Raw genomic sequence first — 18106 nt, forward strand, 5'->3', positions numbered from 1 at the left:
TTTTTAAGCCCGGACAATACAAAAAAAGTCAAAAAAGACAATAATTAACTTCAAAATTGATGGATATAACCACCTACATTATTGGCGATTTCTCTGCCTTTTTGATCTAAAATTAAAGACTTGTTTTTACCATATAAAATAGTTCCTATTTTCGAAATTTTTACACCGAGAGATTTACTTAATTTATTTATGATTCTGGCTTTGTTTGGTTTAGCAGTAAATAAAATTTGATAATCATCTCCGTAAGATACTAGATCAATTTTTTTTAAATTCCTGCTATTGATTAAGTTGTTAAGATTTCTTGATACAGGAATAAATTGTTCATAAATTTTATAAGAAACATTTTGCTTATTTATTAATTTATTCAAATCAGTGATTAAACCATCGGATATATCCATAGAGCTGGTAGCTAGAGAAAGTAAATTTTTAGAAAACTTATTTTGGATATCTGGCATATAGTATTTATTTATAAAATACTTAGTTTTTGATTTATTTAACTTAATTTTATTTTTTAAAACTTGAAGTCCAATAAAACTATCACCTAAATTTCCTGTAACATATATATCATTATTTACATTAGATTGATTTCTGTAGATTATTTTTTTTGAATATCCAACTGAAGTTATTGTAAAGCTAAGTTTCGTAGAAAAAGTTGTATCCCCTCCTCCTAATAATAAATCATATTTTTTCTGCTCTTCCCTTAAAGAATTGGATATTTTTTTAAGATTGTTTCTTGTAAAGTTTTTTTTGTTCCCTGATCCAGCAATAAAATAATATTTTGGCTTAACTCCTTTGCAAATCAAATCAGAAATTGAAGATCTTAAAATCTTTTTAATGACTAAATCTGGTCTTTTAAAATCTATAAAATGTGTACCTATGTTGTATGTGTCTACTGAAATAACTATTCCTTTTTTTTTATCAAAAAAAACATCATCATTTAAACTTAAAGCAGCTTTATTTTTTTTAGAAATATTAGAAAAATAATTATTTATTAATTCAAATTCATGCATTTGTTCTTAATTTTTTTCCAACATTATCAAGCAAAGCATTTAGGTACTTAGTTTGTGAATTTTCTAAGAAATAATTTGATGAATTTAAATACTCTTTAATAATGATGTTTAAAGATAAATTAGGTTTGTACATTAATTCATATGTAGCAGCTTTTAAAATAGTTTGAAAAACCTTATCTAAATTTTCAAAGACAAATTCATCACCTAATTTATTTTTTAATTCATCTATAATTAGATCATTTCTTTCGATAGTTCCTAGTACAATATCTTTAATAAATTTTTTAAATCTGTGTTTTGGAAACTGTAATTCATCATCTTCGTTATAAAATTTACCATAGAGTTTTTGAATTATTATAACCCTAGGATTATTTTTTGGATTAAAATGTGTTCTCATTTTTGAGATAGAACAGAAATTACTGCTTCAGCTGCTTCCGCACCTTTTTTCTTTCTCGCTTTAGCTTGAGACATATTCAAACAAGTAATTATTCCATTCCCAATTGGTTTTTTACTTGAAATTGATAATTCCATAATACCATTAGTTGCTGCTTGAGAAATAAAATCAAAGTGAGGAGTTTGACCTTTAATAACACAGCCTAAAGCTAAAAAGGCATCATGCTTATTTATGTTTTTTGAAATAGTTACTGGGATTTCAAAAGCTCCTGGAACATTAATGACTTTTATATTATTTTTTTTTGAGATTAATTTTAAAGCACTTTTAAGTAGTCCATCTGCAATATCTTTGTAATAATCAGCTATAACAATCAAAATTTTTTTCTTCATTATATCAATTCTTGTTTAGTAATTTTTATACCATAACCATCTAAACCAATAACTTTTTTTGGAGATTTTGTGATTAATATCATATTTTTAATTTTCAAATCTTTTATAATTTGAGCTCCAATTCCATAATTTCTTATTAATTTGTCATTACCCTTTTTATAAAAATCTTTATTTTTATAATCTTTCAAAGTTTGGGTTACAGATTTTAAATTAGAATCTTTAATAAAGACTAATACACAATTGTTATATTTTTTAAAATAATTTAAAGTTTTGTTAAATGAGTTTGGCAATTGTTGATTAATTAAATAATTTTGAACCACATTTGAAGAGATTACTCTTACCCTTGGAGTAATACCTTTTTTTGTTTTTCCTTTAATTAAAGCAAAATGCTCTGCACCATCAATTAAATTTTCATAAATTCGAATATTATACTTTTGATCTTTTACAATTATTGAGCTTTGTTTTTTTAGTTTAATTAATTTCTCTTTTTTAAGTCTATAAGCAATCAAATCTTCAATCTTACCTATTTTAAGTTTATGCTTATTTGCAAAATTAAATAAATCCTTACCTTTGGCCATTGTTCCATCTTCATTCATAATTTCACAAATAACAGCTGAGTTATTTTTTTTTGCTAATTTTGAAATATCAACTGAAGCTTCTGTATGCCCTGCTCTAACAAGTACACCTCCATCTTTTGCTATTATCGGAAACACATGACCTGGAGATACAATTTCATTTTTGTTTGCATTTTTCTTTGAAGCAACTTTAATTGTTTTTGCTCTATCCTTTGCTGAAATTCCTGTTGTAATTCCTTTTTTTGCTTCAATTGATATTGTAAATGCAGTTTTATTTCTTGATTGATTAATTGGTGACATTAATGAGAGGTTTAATTTTTTAGCCTGAACGCTATCAAGAGCTAAACAAATTAAACCTCTGCCATACTTGGCCATAAAATTTATATTTTTAGAATTGGTATCCGATGTCGATATTACTAAATCACCTTCATTTTCTCTTTTTTCATCATCTACCAATATGAACATTCCGCCTTTTCTGGCAATGCTAATAATAGTTTCTATTGATGCAAAATTATTTTTTGTCATTAAAATAATTTCTTACATATTTAGACAAGATATCAATCTCAATATTTACTAAACTAGATTTTTTTAAAGTAGATAAATTAGTTTCTTTATACGTGTGAGGAATAATCCAAATTTGAAAACCTTTTTTTGTAATTTTTGAAATTGTAAGAGAGATACCATTTACACATATTGAAGCCTTCTCTATTAGATGTTTTCTCTCCTTTTTTGGTATTTCAAAATCAAAAAGATAAGATTTATCTATTTTTTTAATAAAATTAACTATTCCGACCGTATCAACATGACCTTGGCAAATATGACCTGAAATTTTAGTTCCATATTTCAAAGGCAACTCTAAATTCAAAACATCATTTGTTTTGAGAAATTTAAATTTGGACCTAATTAATGTTTCATTAGATAAATAAAACTCCATTATTTTTGACTTATACGAAATTAATGTGAGACATACACCATCACACGCAACTGATAATCCCATATCTTTTGATGAAACCTTTAAGTTGCTTTTAACAAATATATTGATGCCTTTTGGTCTTTTGGTGATTCTTTTTACAGTACCTTGGTTATATATAATTCCGTTAAACATAATTTTTATATAATTCTATTTTATCTTTTTTTAATTTCAGATTTAGTTTTGACTTATATCTATATTTTGATTTTAAAGTATTTAAACTGTTAAATTCAACAAATTCTGTATTTTTAGATAAATTATTTGAACTTTTAAACAAATAAAATTTATTAAAAATTTTATCATTTATGAATGATTTTGTAAGTTTATCTCCACCTTCAACCAATAAATTTCTACTTCCTAAAGAATAAAGTTTTTTTAATATTTCTTTTAATTTGAATTCTTTATTTTTATTAATTTTAGATTTGATTAATAAGACTTTTTTAGATTTAAATAATGAGAGTTTTGATTTTGTTGCTTCATTATAAAAAATAATTGTTTTTATTTTAGATGCAGATTTGATTAAGTAAGAGTTTGGATTAGAATTTAGCTTACCGTCTAAAATAACTCTTATAGGTGAAAAATTATTTTTGTTTTTAAGTCTACAATTAAGTTTTGGATTATCCTTATTTAAGGTTTTGTGTGAAATTAATATCGTATCGTTTTTATATCTTAAAAAATGCGAAAATTTATCAGAATAAATATTAGTAATTTTTTGCTTTTCTTTACTATAAATTAAATTGTTCTTTGAAACTGCAATTTTACCTGTAACAAAAGGTATTTTATTTTTTCTATTAAAAAAATAAGGATAGTAAAACCGACTAATTTCTTTTTTTAAAAGATTTTTTCCAACTTTTATTTTACTTGATTTTAAAACTTTAAAAGATTTGCCACTAACACGTTCGTCAATATCAGAAATTGAATAAATAACTTCTGATATTTTTGATTTAATTATTAAATTTGTACAAGGTGGTGTTTTTCCTTTATGACAACATGGTTCTAATGTGACATACATCTTTGAGCCAGCAACATTTTCTATAGAATCTTTAATTGCATTTCGTTCAGCATGAGGTCTTCCATTGTATGAAGTCTGTCCTATAGATATAATTTTATTATTTTTAACAATTACACATCCAACAGATGGATTTGTACCGGTTAAACCTTCACGAGCAATTGCCAAATTAAGGGCAATTTGCATGAATTGTTTATCTTTAATAGTAAAATTATCTTTTTTTGTAGACATCTAATCTGTCCACGAATTGCACAAAGTCTTTTTCTTCTCTAAAATTTCTATAAACGGAAGCAAAACGCACGTATGCTACAGGATCAAGCTCTTTTAATCCTTCCATAACCATTGTTCCAATTGTACTAGTTGATATTTCTGTTTGTCCAAGTTCTTCTAATGATCTTGAGATTTTACTTATAAATTTCTCAGCAGTTTCCGTATCAATTGGTCTCTTTTTTAATGCTATATAGATTGATTTAGATAATTTATCTCTGTCAAAAGAAGATTTTCTTCCATTTTTTTTAACAACCATTAATTCTCTAAATTGAATTCTTTCAAAGGTAGTAAATCTTTCGCCACATATACATAATCGTCTTCTTCTTATTGCAGTTCCATCTTCAGTTGGTCTAGAATCTACAACTGACGTATCACCTTTTTTTTCACAAGGACAAATCATTATTTATAAATTTTTATATATTGGAAATGACGAAGTTAGATTAATAACTTCATTTCTTACTTCGTTTTCAACTTTACTGTTATCATCAGGATTTTCAGATAAACCTTTAATAGTTTTTGTTATCAATTCACCTACAGTTTTAAATTCATTTAATCCAAATCCACGTGTAGTAGCAGCTTGAGTACCCAATCTAATTCCCGATGTAATCATTGGTTTCTCTGTATCAAAAGGTATTCCATTTTTATTACATGTTATGTTGGCTCTTGATAGACTTTCCGCTGCAAGATTTCCCTTAACATTAAAAGGTCTTAAATCAACAAGCATTAAATGAGTATCAGTTCCATCTGAATAAATTTTAAATCCATTGTTTTTTAAAGTTTCGGCTAAGATTTTTGCATTAGCTAAAACAGATTTTATATAATCTTGAAAATCTGGTTGAAGAGCTTCTAGAAAACCAGCAGCTTTAGCAGCAATAATATGCATCAAAGGTCCACCTTGATAACCAGGGAAAACAGCTGTGTTAAACTTTTTACCAAGCTCCTCGTCATTAGACAAAATTATTCCACCTCTTGCACTTCTAAAAACTTTATGTGTAGTTGAGGTTACAACATGAGCGTAATCACATGGATTTGGATAACCTTTACCAGCCACAAGTCCTGAGAAATGTGCCATATCAACCATTAAATAGGCTCCTACTTTATCAGCTATTTCTCTAAATCTTTTAAAATCTATTACTCGAGAATAAGCACTGCCGCCTGCTATTATTAATTTAGGCTTGTGTTCTAAAGCAAGTTTTTCAACATTATCATAATCAATAAGTTCAGACTCTTTATCAACGTCATAACCTATAGCGTTAAACCATTTACCTGACATAGATATTTTCAATCCGTGTGTTATGTGTCCACCTGAATTTAAACTCATTCCCATAAATGTATCTCCAGGATTTAATAAAGCTAAAAATACAGCTCCATTTGCTTGGGCTCCAGAGTGAGGTTGTGCGTTTGCATATTTACAATTAAATAATTTTTTTAATCTCTCAATTGCAAGACTTTCTGCAACATCGACATGTTCGCAACCATTATAGTATCTTTTTCCAGGATATCCTTCGGCATACTTATTAGTTAAAACTGATCCTTGAGCTTCAAGAACTGCTTGTGAAACTATATTTTCTGATGCAATTAATTCTATATGTTGTTGTTGTCTTAAGAGTTCGTCTTTTATAGCTTTATATAATTCGGGGTCCTTACTAGATAAACCATCTTCAAAGAAACTCTTATAACTATCGTTTAAATAACTTTTTTCACTAGACATAATTAATTATATTTTTTTTACTCTTTTTAAGTGTCTCCCACCTTCAAATTTAGTATTTAAAAAAATACTAATAAATTTTAATGCATTTTTTTTAGTTAGTAACCTAGATCCTAATGTAATGATATTTGCATCATTATGCAATCTAGATAATTTAGTCGATTTTTCATTAAAGCATTGAGCAGCTCTAACATTTTTATGTTTATTTGCCGCAATATTCATTCCAGTTCCTGATCCACATACCAAAATACCAATATTTTTTTTAGATGAATTTACTTTTCTTGCAACTTTATGTGCGTAATCTGGGTAATCAACGCTATTCTCATTTGAAGGACCAAAATCTTGGAAATTAATTTTTTTCTTTTCTAAATAAATTTTAATTGCTTCTTTAAGTTTAAAACCAGCGTGATCTGAAGAGATAAATATCTTTTTCAAATTAATTGAATTTATAATCTAGCACACAAGCAACAAGGTGGACTCTATTTTCTTCACCACCATTAAATGCATTATGATATTTTGTGTTATTAGTCACCCAAACAGAACCATCTGCAGGCATATGTTTTGCAACATTATCTATAACCATTAAGCATCCAGGATTAGTTACGATTGGAATATGCAATCTTGGTTCTGGATCTCTATGCCAACTTAAAGTTGATCTTGGTTCTTTTAGCAAAATTCTTACTCTACCCAATTTATATTTACTTGATAAAACATCATAAACTTCTTTAAAATAAGTATTCTCATAATCTTTTATAAATTCAGAATAAGCTGCTTCATCAATTTCTACATCTCTAGAAACCTCTTTTCCAGTTTTATCAGGTTTAGTCCAATAAACACCTCTAGCTTTATTGCCTTTGATTGAATCAGGATCACCAGGAATTTGAGTTAATGAAATAGCTCCAAAGTGTGTTATCCCAGCATCTTCGAATTTTTTTGTCTTAATAATTTGGTTATAAGCCTCTTGAAGTTTATTTATATCAAATTTCAAGTTTTGTTTTTGAAAATCACTAAAATCTAAAATTCTTTCTTCTTTTTTTAGGTTTAGGTTTACAACTTTTGTGTTATCAATGCTCATAAAAATGGTTTTGTACTTAATTTAAGAGATATTTGTATAATACATTTGTCGCATTAATAAAGTAAATTTAAACATGATTGTAGGAAAATATCCAAGCCTAAGATTAAGAAGAAACAGAAAATCTTCCTGGACTAGAAAACTAATACAGGAAAATACCCTAAGTCCTAATGATTTTATTCTTCCAATTTTTCTTATTGATGGAGTAAATAAAAAACAACATATAAAATCGATGCCTGGCGTCTACAGGTATTCAGTAGATAGAATCAGTCAAATTATCGACAAAGCGATAAGCAAAGGAATTCCAATGGTTGCTCTTTTCCCAAATACAAAAAAATCATTGAAAAATGAACTTGGTTCAGAAGCACTCAATGAAAATAATCTTGTTTGTAGAGCATCAAGAATGATTAAAAAAAAATACAAAAATCAAATTGGAATTATGTGTGATGTTGCATTGGATCCTTATACCTCTCATGGACATGACGGATTAATCAAATCTGATAAAATTTTAAATGATGAAACAATCCAAGTTTTAATAAACCAATCTTTGCTTCAAGCTGAAATGGGTTGTGATGTTTTAGCTCCATCAGATATGATGGATGGAAGGATTGGTAAAATTAGAAAAGCAATCGATCAAAACAATTTCCAAGATGTTCAGATTTTATCTTATGCAGCAAAATATGCATCCAGCTTTTATGGTCCCTTTAGAGATGCAGTAGGGTCAAAAAAATCTTTGAAAGGAGATAAAAAAACATATCAAATGGATTTTAGAAATGCTGATGAAGCATTAAGAGAAGTTGCTTTAGATATAAAAGAAGGAGCTGATATGGTTATGGTTAAACCAGGAATGCCATATTTGGATATAATTAAATCAATTAAAGAAAAATTCAAAATCCCAGTTTTTGCGTATCAAGTATCTGGTGAGTACAGTCTAATAGAAAATGCTATTAATAAAAACCTTGTAAATAAAGATGTAGTGTATGAAAGTTTAGTGGCTTTCAAAAGAGCTGGTGCAAATGCAATTGTGAGTTATTACGCTGATCGAATTGACAAGATAATAAAGTAATCACCTTAAAGTATTTAGAAATAACAATCTATTGTTTGGAAAATTAATATTGTTTGGTTTTAAAATTGTCTTATCTAGATAATCATTAACTAACTTCAAACCTTTTAGTAAAATTTTAATATCTTGAACCTCTTTATCTTTTTCAATAAGAAAGTTTGGAACATATTTTTTTTCATTTAATGATGAAACATAGTAAACTGTTTCGTTATTTTCAGTATCTTTCTCTACTAAATTTTCTAATTCTAAATCATAACCTAATATTTTTAGTAATTCTAATTCCCAAAAAATATATTTTTTTAACCAATTTTTATCTTGTAAAATTAAAAAGAAATTTTGAATTATGAAAAAAACTTTTTCATTTGATTGGGCGTCTGCTGTTAAAATTTTAATTAAATTCATGGCAGAAGTTAAACATGATAATTTTTGTCTATCATCAAAATACATAGGGCTGTAAGCATTTAAAATTTCAACTTTAAAGTAGCCAATCCTATTTTCATTTTTTGAGTTATAATTAACATGCAATTTATTTCCTATTTGCAGATAATTTTTAATTTTTTTTGATGTTCCACCAAATATGATGCCTGACACTTTGCCTTTTTCTTTGGTGAAAATTTCTACAATCAAGGAGTTTTCGTTATATCTATTTTTACTTAACAAAAAACCTTCATCAGACCAATTCATATCATTTATTGAAACTATTTAAACACTCTGTAGCAGCACTTTGCTCAGCATTTTTTTTGGAATTGCCAATTCCAATAAAGTATTTTGTATTAGGTAATTTTACACCTACTTTAAATATAGGTTTGTGTCTTGGTCCAGTATTTGAGATTAATTTATATTTAGGAAGACTTTTAAATTTTTTTAATGTTTGCTCTTGTAACTTGGTTTTGGCATCAATTTCGGTAACAACGCTATCACTAATTTTTGCTTCCCACTGCTTTAAAATAAATTTTTCAACAATATTAAAACCTTTATCCAGATAAATTGCTCCTATTAAAGCTTCACAACTATCTGCAATAATTTTATCTTCAATTTTTATATTTTTATTTCTTGGATTAAAAGTTTTTATATATTTTTCTAAATTAATTGATTTTGCAATTTCAAGACAAGATTTTTTATTTACTAGTGAAGCAAATTTCTTATCAAGTATTCCCTCTTTTTCGTTGGGATAAATTTCTAATAATTTTTTAGCCATGACCAGTCCTAGTACACGATCACCTAAAAATTCAATTTTCTCATTATTTTTAGAGGAATTAAAACTTTTGTGAGTTAGAGATTGGTCTAATAAATTTTTGTTTTTAAAAACTATATTTATTTTTTTTTCTAGTTCTTGATACTTTATTTTCATTAATTAATAACATTAAAGGTTCTTTTAAATCTTATAGATTTGTGCCATTTCCAAAATTCAATAAAACTTCCTAATTTTTTATCAGATGAAAAAAAAATAAATTGAGCCTTACCAACTAAGTTATCTTTATGAACATAACCAACACTTGAAAGAAATCTACTATCTTTAGAGCAATCCCTATTATCACCTAAAAAGAAATAATGATCATCTGGAACTGTAAAAACATCTGAATTTTGATAGGTATAATTTTTTAAATAAACTGTATGAAATTTTTTACCATTAGGTAATTTTTCCTCAAACTTTAAGACATCTATTGTTGTATCACCACAATAAATTTTTGTTTTAAGTGGGATTTTAGATTTAAGTATTTCGCTACTATTTAAATATAGATTGGCATCAATAAACTGGATTTTATCTCCTGGCAGCCCAATTAAACGTTTTATATAATCTGTTCTATTGTCAGCTGGTGTTTTAAATACAATTACATCCCCTCTTTCAGGACTTTTAAACATTATTCTTTTATTAAGTATTGGCGGACTAAAAGGGAACGAATGTTTACTATACCCGTATGAATATTTCGTAACAAATAATCTGTCACCTACAAGTAATGTGGGTTCCATCGAAGAAGAAGGTATATAAAAAGGTTGCACTAAAAGTGATCTAATTATTACTGCAATTATCAAAGCATAAAATAAAGTTTTTATATTTTCTGAAAAAAAGTTTTTATCTAGTTTCATTATGATTGAATAATGGCAAATGCTGTTGAATATTTTTTTTCATCAGAAATGGATAGAAAACAATTATATTTTTTAATTTTAAATTTATTTTGGATCATTTTAGTGATTTTTTTGTTTGTAACATAATTTGGTTTACCCATTTTATCGTTAACTACTTCTATATCTTTAAAGTTCAATTTAATTCTAAATCCAGTACCCAAAGCTTTTGCAAATGCTTCTTTTGCTGCAAATCTTTTTGAAAAAAAGGCCACTTTATTTTTTATTAAGTTTGATTGTCTTTGTTCTCTCACACTATAAACTCGATTAATAAAAGATTTATTTTTTATAGCTTCTTTAATTCTTTTATTTTCAATAATATCCACTCCAATACCTAAAATTTTCATTAATTTTTAATAATTTTTTTAAAATCTTTAATTACTTTGGGTAGACCATAAAATATCGACTCTCCAATAATAAAATGTCCTATGTTGAATTCCTCGATTTCTTTAATTTTTGTTAAAATTCTAGTCGTTTTATAATCTAAACCATGACCTGCATGTACTTCTATGTCTAGCTTAGATGCAAGTTTTGAGCTTTTTTTAATTCTATTTAATTCGCTTGAAAAATTTTTATGCGATTTAACATAATTAGCTAGTTTTCCTGTGTGAATTTCAACACAATCCACATTTAATTTTTTTGAAAGTTTAATATCATTTAAATTAGGATTGATAAATAAACTAGTTCTAATATTTGACTTTTTAAATTTAAAAATTATTTCTTTTAATTTTTTATAATTATCTTTTAGATTTAAACCACCTTCAGTAGTTATTTCTTTTCTGTTTTCTGGAACAATACAAATGTAATTTGGTTTATATATTAAAGCTTTTTTAATTATTTCACTATTCATTGAGACTTCAAGATTCACTAAAACTTTATTCAAAGCACAAATCTCTTTAGTATCTAAATCATTTATATGCCTTCTATCTTCTCTCAAATGAATAGTTACGGAGTCTGCACCCAATTTTATAACTTTTTTTGCTGCAAATACTGGATTGGGATGTTTTTCACCACGTGCATTACGCAGTGTTGCAATATGATCTATATTTACACCTAGTCTTTTCACTTAATAAATCTACTTCCTGGAGTGGTAATGGGAATTGATTTTAGAGATTTAGGTATATTTTTAAGGTTATAGCTAGGCACATCTATTTTTAAATGAGAAACAATTTTATTTTTTATTTTCAGAGATTTTTTTGTTGATCTGTCAATTATAGAAGCAAATCCAACAAGTCTTGCATTTGATTTTTTAATAAGTTTTACGCATTCCAAACTAGATTTACCTGTCGTAATCACATCTTCTATAATTAAAACTCTTGCTCCTTTTTTTATACTAAAACCTCGTCTGAGAGTAAATTTTCCATTAACCCTCTCGCAAAAAATTGTTTCTTTCTTTAAAATTTTACCAATTTCATAACCTATTATTACACCACCCATAGCAGGTGCGAGTATTAAATCTATTTTTTTAAAATTTTTTTTAATTTTATTTGCTAGTGATTTGCAAATTTTTTCAGCTAAATAAGGAAAGCTTAAAAGTTTAGCACATTGAATATACTTTGGAGAGTGTAGTCCTGAGGATAAAACAAAATGTCCTTCTAATAACGCATCAGTCTTTTTTAAAATATTTAAGGATTTTTTGAGTGAAAGCATTTCTTTTTTCTTCGTGTCTAATTATCTTAAATTTTATACCTTTTTGCTTTAGCTCTGCAATAAAATTTGTAAAATTCTTAAGATTTCTAATTATTAATCTGAATTTAAAATTAATATAATTTGGATTTTTACCTGCCATTTCTAAATTAGAAATGTTAAGTTTATGACTTCCAATTAATGAACTTATGTCACCAAGTTGACCGGGTTTATCAGGCAAAGAAATCCAAAGTGTAGTGTTATATTTTTTTGTTTTTTCCTCTTTTTGCTCACCTTTATCATGCCAATATCTTCTAATAGCAGCTCTTGCTTTACCAGTTTTGGTGGTAGGTATCCAATGCAGTGATGGTGAACTATTTTTAGATGTGAGAATGTTAACCCTATCACCATTTCTCAATATTGTTTGTAATTCACTGTTATTTCCATTTACTTCACATCCGATTGCAGAATTACCAATTTTAGTGTGAACAGCATAAGCAAAATCAATTGCTGTTGCATCTTTTGGTAATTTAATTACAGATCCTTTTGGTGTGAAGCAAAAGACATTTTCCTGAAACATTTGGAGCTTTGTATACTCATAAGAGTCCTCAGGATTTTCGTTTTTTTCAATAATCTCCACTAAATCTTTTAACCAATCATACTCTTTCCAACTTAATGAATTAAATTTTTCAGAAGATTTATATTGCCAATGCGATGCAACACCTCTTTGTGCAAAGTCATGCATCTCTTTTGTTCTAATTTGAATCTCTATAGGCTTTTTATTTGAACCAATAACTGAAGTATGAATTGACTTATATCCATTTATTTTGGGCGAAGAGATGTAATCTTTAAATTTACCAGGAATACAGTTCCATTTCTTATGAAATATACCAAGAGTTTTATAACAGTTATCAATAGTATCTAATATAATTCTAAAGCCAATGATGTCTGTTATCTGCTCTAATGAAACTCTTTTTTTTTGAACTTTTCTCCATATTGAAAATGGAGTTTTTTCTCTTCCATAAATTTCAGCATTAATTTCGTGATCATTCAATATTTCACTGAGTTCATATGATTGTTCTTCAAAAATATCTTTTCTATCTAATTTTATTTCATCAAGTCTTTTTTTTATTAATTTTCTTGCATCGTAATTTAAAATTTCAAACGATAAATCTTCAAGCTCATCACGTATTCTGTGCATACCCATTCTGTCTGCCAATGGAGCATAAATTTCCATTGTTTCTTGAGCAATCCTTTGTCTTTTTTCCGCTTTAGTAATTGCTTTAATTGTTCTCATGTTGTGCAATCTGTCTGCAATTTTTACTAACAAAACTCTAATATCTTTTGATGTTGCTAAAATTAATTTTCTAAAATTTTCTACTTTAGAATTTGATCCTGCTGTATTTTCAAAAACAGATATTTTAGTGACACCATCTACTAAATCAGCAACCTCATCACCAAATTCAGCTTTTATTGTTTCATAAGTTGCAAAGGTATCTTCAATAGTGTCATGCAATAACCCAGTGGCAATTGTAGCACTGTCTAATTTTAACTCTGTTAAAATATTTGCAACTTCAATTGGATGTACAGAGTAAGGATCACCGGAGGCTCTCTTTTGACTCTTATGGGCCTTTACAGCAAAATTATAAGCTTTATCTAATTTTTCAGGATTTAAAAATTTATTATAATTTTTAACTTTATTAATTAGTTCATTAGAATTTAGCATAACCTTATTATAACATTAATTTAAATTTGTTTAATAGACCTAATGTCTGCTTTAGAGAGTGAAGAAATCAAGCTTTTAAGATCTTTTTTAATAATTGGATGATGCCATTCTTTTTGAATTTCAAAAAAAGGGATGAGAACAAAATTTCTTTTATGCATAAGTTTATGAGGCAAAGTTAATTTGTTTTTTACTTTTAAAACCTTTTTATTAAAATCAATAATGTCAATATCACAAATACGTGGATCATTTTTTTTACCTTTTTTTCTTCCTAATAAGATTTCAATTTTCTTACATATTTTAAGGAGACTTTCTGGATCAAAACAAAACTTTGCCTTGATAACTACATTTAAAAATTTAGGTTTTTTGGGGTCCGGCCAAGAAGGTGTTTCATAAAAACTTGAGATAGATAAAAAATCCAAATTATTTTCGCTTAAATGAGATTTTGCAATTTCTATATTTTTTTTTCTATCACCCAAATTAGAGCCAATACCTAAATAAACAATTTTAGCTTGATTTTCTGATATATCTTGCCTTTTCACGATTCCAGTCTCTGCTCTTTTTTGTTGCTCTTTTATCGTATTGCTTCTTTCCTTTAGCAACTGCTAATTCAATTTTGGCCTTCCCTTTTTTAAAATACATTTTTGTTGGAACAATAGTAAATCCGTCTCTTTGCATTTTTCCAATTAATTTATTTATTTCTCTTTTATTTAGCAGCAACTTTCTTTCATCGGTTGGGTTATGATTGGAATAACTTGCTTGTTTGTAAGGTGAAATGTGAGAATTAATTAAAATTATTTCTCCATTTTTTTCAACTGCATAAGAGTCTGCTATATTAATTTTTCCATCTCTTACTGATTTTATTTCAGAACCTTTAAGAACAATTCCTGCTTCTAAAATATCCTCAAAAAAATAATTAAAACTAGCTTTCCTATTTAAACAAATTATTTTTAAACCAGAATTGGTTTTTTTGTTCATTAAATCAATTTTGCTGACTGAAGAGACTTTTTAACAATTTCCTTAGTTTGTTCAGTAACTTTTACCAGAGGCAATCTAACATCATCTTCGCATAGATTTAATAATTTAGCAGCATATTTTACTGGACTAGGATTACTTTCAACAAACATTGAATGATGAATTGGCTGTAAAATTTTATCTAATTTTTCAGCTTCACCAATATCATTTTCAGATTTAGAAAATTTTTGAAAATCTGAACAAAGTTTTGGTGCTATGTTTGCTGTTACACTTATTGCACCTACTCCACCTCTTTTATTAAATTCTAGCGCATTGTCATCATTACCAGTCAATTGAACAAATTCTTTACCCATTTTTGATAACTGTTGATCAACCCTATCCAAATCTCCAGTGGCATCTTTTACACCAACTATATTTTTTAACTCGAACAGTCTTGCCATTGTATCAACATTCATATCAATAACTGATCTACCTGGTATATTGTAAATTATTATTGGTATCCCGCATTTGTCATTTATAGCTTTATAATGCTGGTACAAACCTTCTTGAGTAGGTTTATTATAATAAGGTGTTACGATTAGAGCACCATTTGCACCTGCCTTTTCAGCGTGTGAAGTTAAAGAAATAGCTTCCTCAGTAGAATTTGAACCTGTTCCAGCTATAACTGGAATTTTTCCATTACTTTCTTTTATGCAGAGATCAATTACTTTTTGATGTTCATCATGACTTAATGTTGGGGATTCTCCTGTTGTACCAGCAGGTACAAGCCCATTAGTTCCATTTTCAATATGAAAATGTATTAATTTAATATACGCCTCCTCATCTAAGAGATTGTTTTTAAACGGCGTAATTAAAGCAACATTTGATCCTTTGAACATAAATACTTATAACATAGTTTAAAGATTCATATACCAAAAGATTATGATTAAAAAATTATTATTTTTAATAATAACTTCCTTGATTAGCTTTAATTTCAGTTGGGCACAGATTGTACCTTTAAAAAAACCATCGCTATCCTCTGAAGAATTAAACAAAAAAATAATATTAAATACAATCAAACCTCTAAAAAAACCGTCAAAAGTTAAAGTTGAGAAAAAGGTTACTAAAAAAGAGACTAAACTTAGTTTTCTTTTACCTAAAAAAAAGCCAGTTATAAGAGGGTTAATAAATTCAGGAACAGTAAAAATTTCTAAATTTTATAATAAAAAAGATTTTGGGATTGCAAAAAAAGCTATTGGCGAAATGCAAAAAAGTCAGTGGAAATCTGCAATTAACATCTCAAAAAAAGCTAAAGATAGATCTATATATAATTTTATAAAGTGGAGACATTTATTAACAACAGGTAATCAAGAGACATTTTTTGATTACCAAGTCTTTATCGAGGAAAATTCAGATTATCCAAGAATAGATAGATTGAGATATTTGGCTGAGCATAAACTTTCTACGGAAAAAGTATCTCCAAGAAAAATAATAAATTGGTTTTCAAAAAATGAACCTTTAAGTGGATATGGTAAGATGATTTTAGGTGAAAGTCATATTTTATCAGGAGATAAAGCAAAAGGTATTGCTCTGATTAAAAATGGATGGATTTCTGCAGATTTATCAAAAAATGAGTTAAGGTTTTTCAGAAAAAAATACAAAAAATATCTTGATGCAAATGACTATATTAAAAGAGCTGATCATCTAGCATGGAATAGTGATCATTGGGATTTAAAAAGATTGATCAGATATTTACCTAAAGACTATGAATTGCTCTATACTGCAAGACATATTTTGATGACCAAGGGATACGGAGTAGATCAAGCAATCAAAAATGTTCCAAACAAATTTAAAAATGATGCTGGATTAAACTATGATCGTTTAAAGTGGAGGAGAAAAAAGGGACGATTGGAGTCTTCTACTGAAATTTTGCTCAAGATAAGAAATGATAAAGATTATTTAGTTAGACCTGACAAATGGTGGAAAGAAAGAGAAATCATTTCTCGAAAGTTAATTTACAAAAAACAATATGAACTAGCTTATAAAATTAGTAGCAATCACGGAATGTCTGAAGGATCTGAATTTGCAGAGGCAGAATGGATGAGTGGTTGGATAGCACTAAGTTTTTTAAATGATCCACTTCTTGCCAAAGATCATTTTAAAAACTTTTTTGATAATGTTAACTATCCAATAAGTGTTTCTAGGGGCGCATACTGGTTAGGTAGATCATATGAAAAACTACAAGATAAGGATCAATCGGAAAAATGGTATAAAGAGGCTACAAAATATTTAACTACATATTACGGACAACTAGCATTTTTAAAAATTAATCCTAATGGAAAATTTGAACTTGATAAAACAATGTTGGTTGAAGATGAATATAGAAAAGCTTTTTTTAATAAAGAATTAGTAAAAATTACACATCTTTTACATGAGTTAGATAAAGACAAGTATACAAAATTCATCTTAAGACATCTTGCTAATGATAACGTTTCTGAAGGCAGTGAACTTTTAGCTGCTGAACTTGCTACAAGTATTAGTAGATATGATTTTGCAATACAAGTATCAAAAATTGCATCTTATCAAAAAAGATTTCATAACAAATACAATTATCCATTAATAAGCACACCTAAATACATTAACGGAAGAAAGATTCCTGAAAGTGCATTAATTTTATCAATTATAAGACAAGAAAGTGAATTTGATTTAAAAGCAAATAGTCATGCTGGTGCAAAAGGTTTAATGCAATTAATGCCTTACACAGCAAAATTAGTTGCTAAACAAGCAAAGCTTCCTTATGCAAAATCTCGATTAACAACTGATCCAGAGTACAATATAAATTTGGGATCTCATTATATTGCCGGTTTAATTCAGCAATATGATGGTGCTTACCCATTTGCAATAGCTGCATACAATGCTGGTCCAAATAGAGTCAAATATTGGAAAAAATTAAATAAGGATCCACAAAAAAAACAGATAAATTATGTTGATTGGGTTGAGCTAATTAAATTTAGAGAAACTAGAAACTATGTTCAGCGTGTATTGGAAAATTATAATGTGTACAGATATGTACTTGAACAAAATCCAATAGTAATGAAAGATTTTTTTAAAGATCAGCCTTTATATTAGTGGCGGAGAGAGAGGGATTCGAACCCTCGGTACAAGTTTCCTCGCACGGTCATTTAGCAAACGACTGGTTTCAGCCTCTCACCCATCTCTCCG

The 18106-nt window shown here is 27.6% G+C and carries 22 protein-coding genes and 1 tRNA gene; 2 read left to right on the forward strand and 21 right to left on the reverse strand.

Annotated features, from left to right (window positions below):
- Positions 1-50: 50 nt before the first annotated feature.
- From thiL to ACTTA4_RS02540, 10 genes are read right to left on the reverse strand one after another with little or no spacing between them, the layout of a single operon-like run.
- The gene (gene thiL, locus ACTTA4_RS02495; RefSeq protein WP_440633405.1) at positions 51-1010 is read right to left on the reverse strand and encodes a thiamine-phosphate kinase; all 960 of its coding nucleotides are present in this window, start codon (positions 1008-1010) and stop codon (positions 51-53) included.
- A complete protein-coding gene (locus ACTTA4_RS02500; RefSeq protein WP_262589163.1) occupies positions 1003-1404 on the reverse strand; it encodes a transcription antitermination factor NusB in 402 nt (133 codons plus the stop codon). The genes thiL and ACTTA4_RS02500 overlap by 8 nt, the downstream gene beginning before the upstream one ends.
- Complete coding sequence (gene ribH / locus ACTTA4_RS02505) at positions 1401-1790, reverse strand: 6,7-dimethyl-8-ribityllumazine synthase (protein WP_075506742.1); 390 nt, start codon at positions 1788-1790, stop codon at positions 1401-1403. Before ribH ends, ACTTA4_RS02500 begins: the two co-directional genes overlap by 4 nt.
- A complete protein-coding gene (gene ribB / locus ACTTA4_RS02510) occupies positions 1790-2890 on the reverse strand; it encodes a 3,4-dihydroxy-2-butanone-4-phosphate synthase (protein ID WP_440633406.1) in 1101 nt (366 codons plus the stop codon). Before ribB ends, ribH begins: the two co-directional genes overlap by 1 nt.
- Positions 2877-3470, reverse strand: coding sequence for a riboflavin synthase (locus ACTTA4_RS02515; RefSeq protein WP_440633407.1), 594 nt, complete (start codon positions 3468-3470; stop codon positions 2877-2879). The genes ribB and ACTTA4_RS02515 overlap by 14 nt, the downstream gene beginning before the upstream one ends.
- Positions 3463-4575, reverse strand: a complete 1113-nt coding sequence (gene ribD, locus ACTTA4_RS02520) for a bifunctional diaminohydroxyphosphoribosylaminopyrimidine deaminase/5-amino-6-(5-phosphoribosylamino)uracil reductase RibD (RefSeq protein WP_440633408.1) — start codon at positions 4573-4575, stop codon at positions 3463-3465. The genes ACTTA4_RS02515 and ribD overlap by 8 nt, the downstream gene beginning before the upstream one ends.
- Positions 4556-5014 (reverse strand): transcriptional regulator NrdR, encoded by a 459-nt coding sequence (nrdR, locus tag ACTTA4_RS02525; RefSeq protein WP_075506746.1) that lies wholly within the window; start codon positions 5012-5014, stop codon positions 4556-4558. The genes ribD and nrdR overlap by 20 nt, the downstream gene beginning before the upstream one ends.
- A gap of 3 nt (positions 5015-5017) precedes the next feature.
- Positions 5018-6325 carry a serine hydroxymethyltransferase gene (gene glyA, locus ACTTA4_RS02530; RefSeq protein ID WP_262589158.1) on the reverse strand — a complete coding sequence of 436 codons (1308 nt, stop codon included), beginning with the start codon at positions 6323-6325 and terminating at the stop codon, positions 5018-5020.
- Between the two features lie 6 nt (positions 6326-6331).
- A complete protein-coding gene (rpiB, locus tag ACTTA4_RS02535; RefSeq protein ID WP_075506748.1) occupies positions 6332-6757 on the reverse strand; it encodes a ribose 5-phosphate isomerase B in 426 nt (141 codons plus the stop codon).
- A 1-nt stretch (position 6758) separates the two neighbouring features.
- A complete protein-coding gene (locus ACTTA4_RS02540; protein WP_262589157.1) occupies positions 6759-7397 on the reverse strand; it encodes an aspartyl/asparaginyl beta-hydroxylase domain-containing protein in 639 nt (212 codons plus the stop codon).
- A gap of 73 nt (positions 7398-7470) precedes the next feature.
- On the opposite strand from ACTTA4_RS02540, the gene hemB reads away from it, so the two are divergent.
- Positions 7471-8460, forward strand: a complete 990-nt coding sequence (hemB, locus tag ACTTA4_RS02545; RefSeq protein WP_440633409.1) for a porphobilinogen synthase — start codon at positions 7471-7473, stop codon at positions 8458-8460.
- On the opposite strand, the gene recO is transcribed toward hemB, so the two are convergent.
- The 10 genes from recO to dapA are packed head-to-tail and all read right to left on the reverse strand — an operon-like array spanning position 8461 to position 15783.
- Positions 8461-9141 carry a DNA repair protein RecO gene (gene recO / locus ACTTA4_RS02550; RefSeq protein ID WP_440633410.1) on the reverse strand — a complete coding sequence of 227 codons (681 nt, stop codon included), beginning with the start codon at positions 9139-9141 and terminating at the stop codon, positions 8461-8463.
- A gap of 1 nt (position 9142) precedes the next feature.
- Positions 9143-9808: a ribonuclease III gene (gene rnc / locus ACTTA4_RS02555; protein ID WP_440633411.1), complete on the reverse strand. Its 666-nt coding sequence runs from the start codon at positions 9806-9808 to the stop codon at positions 9143-9145.
- Complete coding sequence (lepB, locus tag ACTTA4_RS02560; protein ID WP_440633412.1) at positions 9808-10545, reverse strand: signal peptidase I; 738 nt, start codon at positions 10543-10545, stop codon at positions 9808-9810. Before lepB ends, rnc begins: the two co-directional genes overlap by 1 nt.
- Positions 10545-10928: a holo-ACP synthase gene (acpS, locus tag ACTTA4_RS02565; protein WP_440633413.1), complete on the reverse strand. Its 384-nt coding sequence runs from the start codon at positions 10926-10928 to the stop codon at positions 10545-10547. Before acpS ends, lepB begins: the two co-directional genes overlap by 1 nt.
- Positions 10928-11647, reverse strand: coding sequence for a pyridoxine 5'-phosphate synthase (locus ACTTA4_RS02570; protein WP_440633414.1), 720 nt, complete (start codon positions 11645-11647; stop codon positions 10928-10930). Before ACTTA4_RS02570 ends, acpS begins: the two co-directional genes overlap by 1 nt.
- Positions 11644-12231, reverse strand: a complete 588-nt coding sequence (pyrE, locus tag ACTTA4_RS02575) for an orotate phosphoribosyltransferase (protein ID WP_075506756.1) — start codon at positions 12229-12231, stop codon at positions 11644-11646. The genes ACTTA4_RS02570 and pyrE overlap by 4 nt, the downstream gene beginning before the upstream one ends.
- Positions 12188-13933, reverse strand: a complete 1746-nt coding sequence (locus tag ACTTA4_RS02580) for a RelA/SpoT family protein (protein ID WP_440633415.1) — start codon at positions 13931-13933, stop codon at positions 12188-12190. The genes pyrE and ACTTA4_RS02580 overlap by 44 nt, the downstream gene beginning before the upstream one ends.
- Before the next feature lie 20 nt (positions 13934-13953).
- On the reverse strand, positions 13954-14472 hold the full coding sequence (folK, locus tag ACTTA4_RS02585; RefSeq protein WP_440633416.1) for a 2-amino-4-hydroxy-6-hydroxymethyldihydropteridine diphosphokinase: 519 nt from the start codon (positions 14470-14472) through the stop codon (positions 13954-13956).
- Positions 14438-14908 (reverse strand): SsrA-binding protein SmpB, encoded by a 471-nt coding sequence (gene smpB / locus ACTTA4_RS02590; protein ID WP_440633417.1) that lies wholly within the window; start codon positions 14906-14908, stop codon positions 14438-14440. The genes folK and smpB overlap by 35 nt, the downstream gene beginning before the upstream one ends.
- Positions 14908-15783, reverse strand: a complete 876-nt coding sequence (gene dapA / locus ACTTA4_RS02595) for a 4-hydroxy-tetrahydrodipicolinate synthase (protein ID WP_440633418.1) — start codon at positions 15781-15783, stop codon at positions 14908-14910. The genes smpB and dapA overlap by 1 nt, the downstream gene beginning before the upstream one ends.
- Before the next feature lie 43 nt (positions 15784-15826).
- On the opposite strand from dapA, the gene ACTTA4_RS02600 reads away from it, so the two are divergent.
- Positions 15827-18013, forward strand: a complete 2187-nt coding sequence (locus ACTTA4_RS02600) for a lytic transglycosylase domain-containing protein (RefSeq protein ID WP_440633419.1) — start codon at positions 15827-15829, stop codon at positions 18011-18013.
- Here ACTTA4_RS02600 and ACTTA4_RS02605 read toward each other — a convergent pair.
- Positions 18014-18105, reverse strand: a tRNA-Ser gene (locus ACTTA4_RS02605).
- Position 18106 lies beyond the last annotated feature (1 nt).

Origin of the sequence: Candidatus Pelagibacter sp. HIMB1485 (assembly GCF_052048055.1) — a bacterium.
GTDB lineage: Bacteria > Pseudomonadota > Alphaproteobacteria > Pelagibacterales > Pelagibacteraceae > Pelagibacter.

Coding starts and splice junctions, on each gene's coding strand:
- ACTTA4_RS02580 (WP_440633415.1), bottom strand. CDS start 13,933: ATGCTAAATTCTAATGAACTAATTAATAAAGTTAAAAATTATAATAAA.
- recO (WP_440633410.1), bottom strand. CDS start 9,141: ATGAATTGGTCTGATGAAGGTTTTTTGTTAAGTAAAAATAGATATAAC.
- ACTTA4_RS02600 (WP_440633419.1), top strand. CDS start 15,827: ATGATTAAAAAATTATTATTTTTAATAATAACTTCCTTGATTAGCTTT.
- ribD (WP_440633408.1), bottom strand. CDS start 4,575: ATGTCTACAAAAAAAGATAATTTTACTATTAAAGATAAACAATTCATG.
- ACTTA4_RS02515 (WP_440633407.1), bottom strand. CDS start 3,470: ATGTTTAACGGAATTATATATAACCAAGGTACTGTAAAAAGAATCACC.
- nrdR (WP_075506746.1), bottom strand. CDS start 5,014: ATGATTTGTCCTTGTGAAAAAAAAGGTGATACGTCAGTTGTAGATTCT.
- pyrE (WP_075506756.1), bottom strand. CDS start 12,231: ATGCTTTCACTCAAAAAATCCTTAAATATTTTAAAAAAGACTGATGCG.
- ACTTA4_RS02540 (WP_262589157.1), bottom strand. CDS start 7,397: ATGAGCATTGATAACACAAAAGTTGTAAACCTAAACCTAAAAAAAGAA.
- thiL (WP_440633405.1), bottom strand. CDS start 1,010: ATGCATGAATTTGAATTAATAAATAATTATTTTTCTAATATTTCTAAA.
- ACTTA4_RS02500 (WP_262589163.1), bottom strand. CDS start 1,404: ATGAGAACACATTTTAATCCAAAAAATAATCCTAGGGTTATAATAATT.
- ribH (WP_075506742.1), bottom strand. CDS start 1,790: ATGAAGAAAAAAATTTTGATTGTTATAGCTGATTATTACAAAGATATT.
- dapA (WP_440633418.1), bottom strand. CDS start 15,783: ATGTTCAAAGGATCAAATGTTGCTTTAATTACGCCGTTTAAAAACAAT.
- rnc (WP_440633411.1), bottom strand. CDS start 9,808: ATGAAAATAAAGTATCAAGAACTAGAAAAAAAAATAAATATAGTTTTT.
- ribB (WP_440633406.1), bottom strand. CDS start 2,890: ATGACAAAAAATAATTTTGCATCAATAGAAACTATTATTAGCATTGCC.
- glyA (WP_262589158.1), bottom strand. CDS start 6,325: ATGTCTAGTGAAAAAAGTTATTTAAACGATAGTTATAAGAGTTTCTTT.
- smpB (WP_440633417.1), bottom strand. CDS start 14,908: ATGAACAAAAAAACCAATTCTGGTTTAAAAATAATTTGTTTAAATAGG.
- lepB (WP_440633412.1), bottom strand. CDS start 10,545: ATGAAACTAGATAAAAACTTTTTTTCAGAAAATATAAAAACTTTATTT.
- hemB (WP_440633409.1), top strand. CDS start 7,471: ATGATTGTAGGAAAATATCCAAGCCTAAGATTAAGAAGAAACAGAAAA.
- acpS (WP_440633413.1), bottom strand. CDS start 10,928: ATGAAAATTTTAGGTATTGGAGTGGATATTATTGAAAATAAAAGAATT.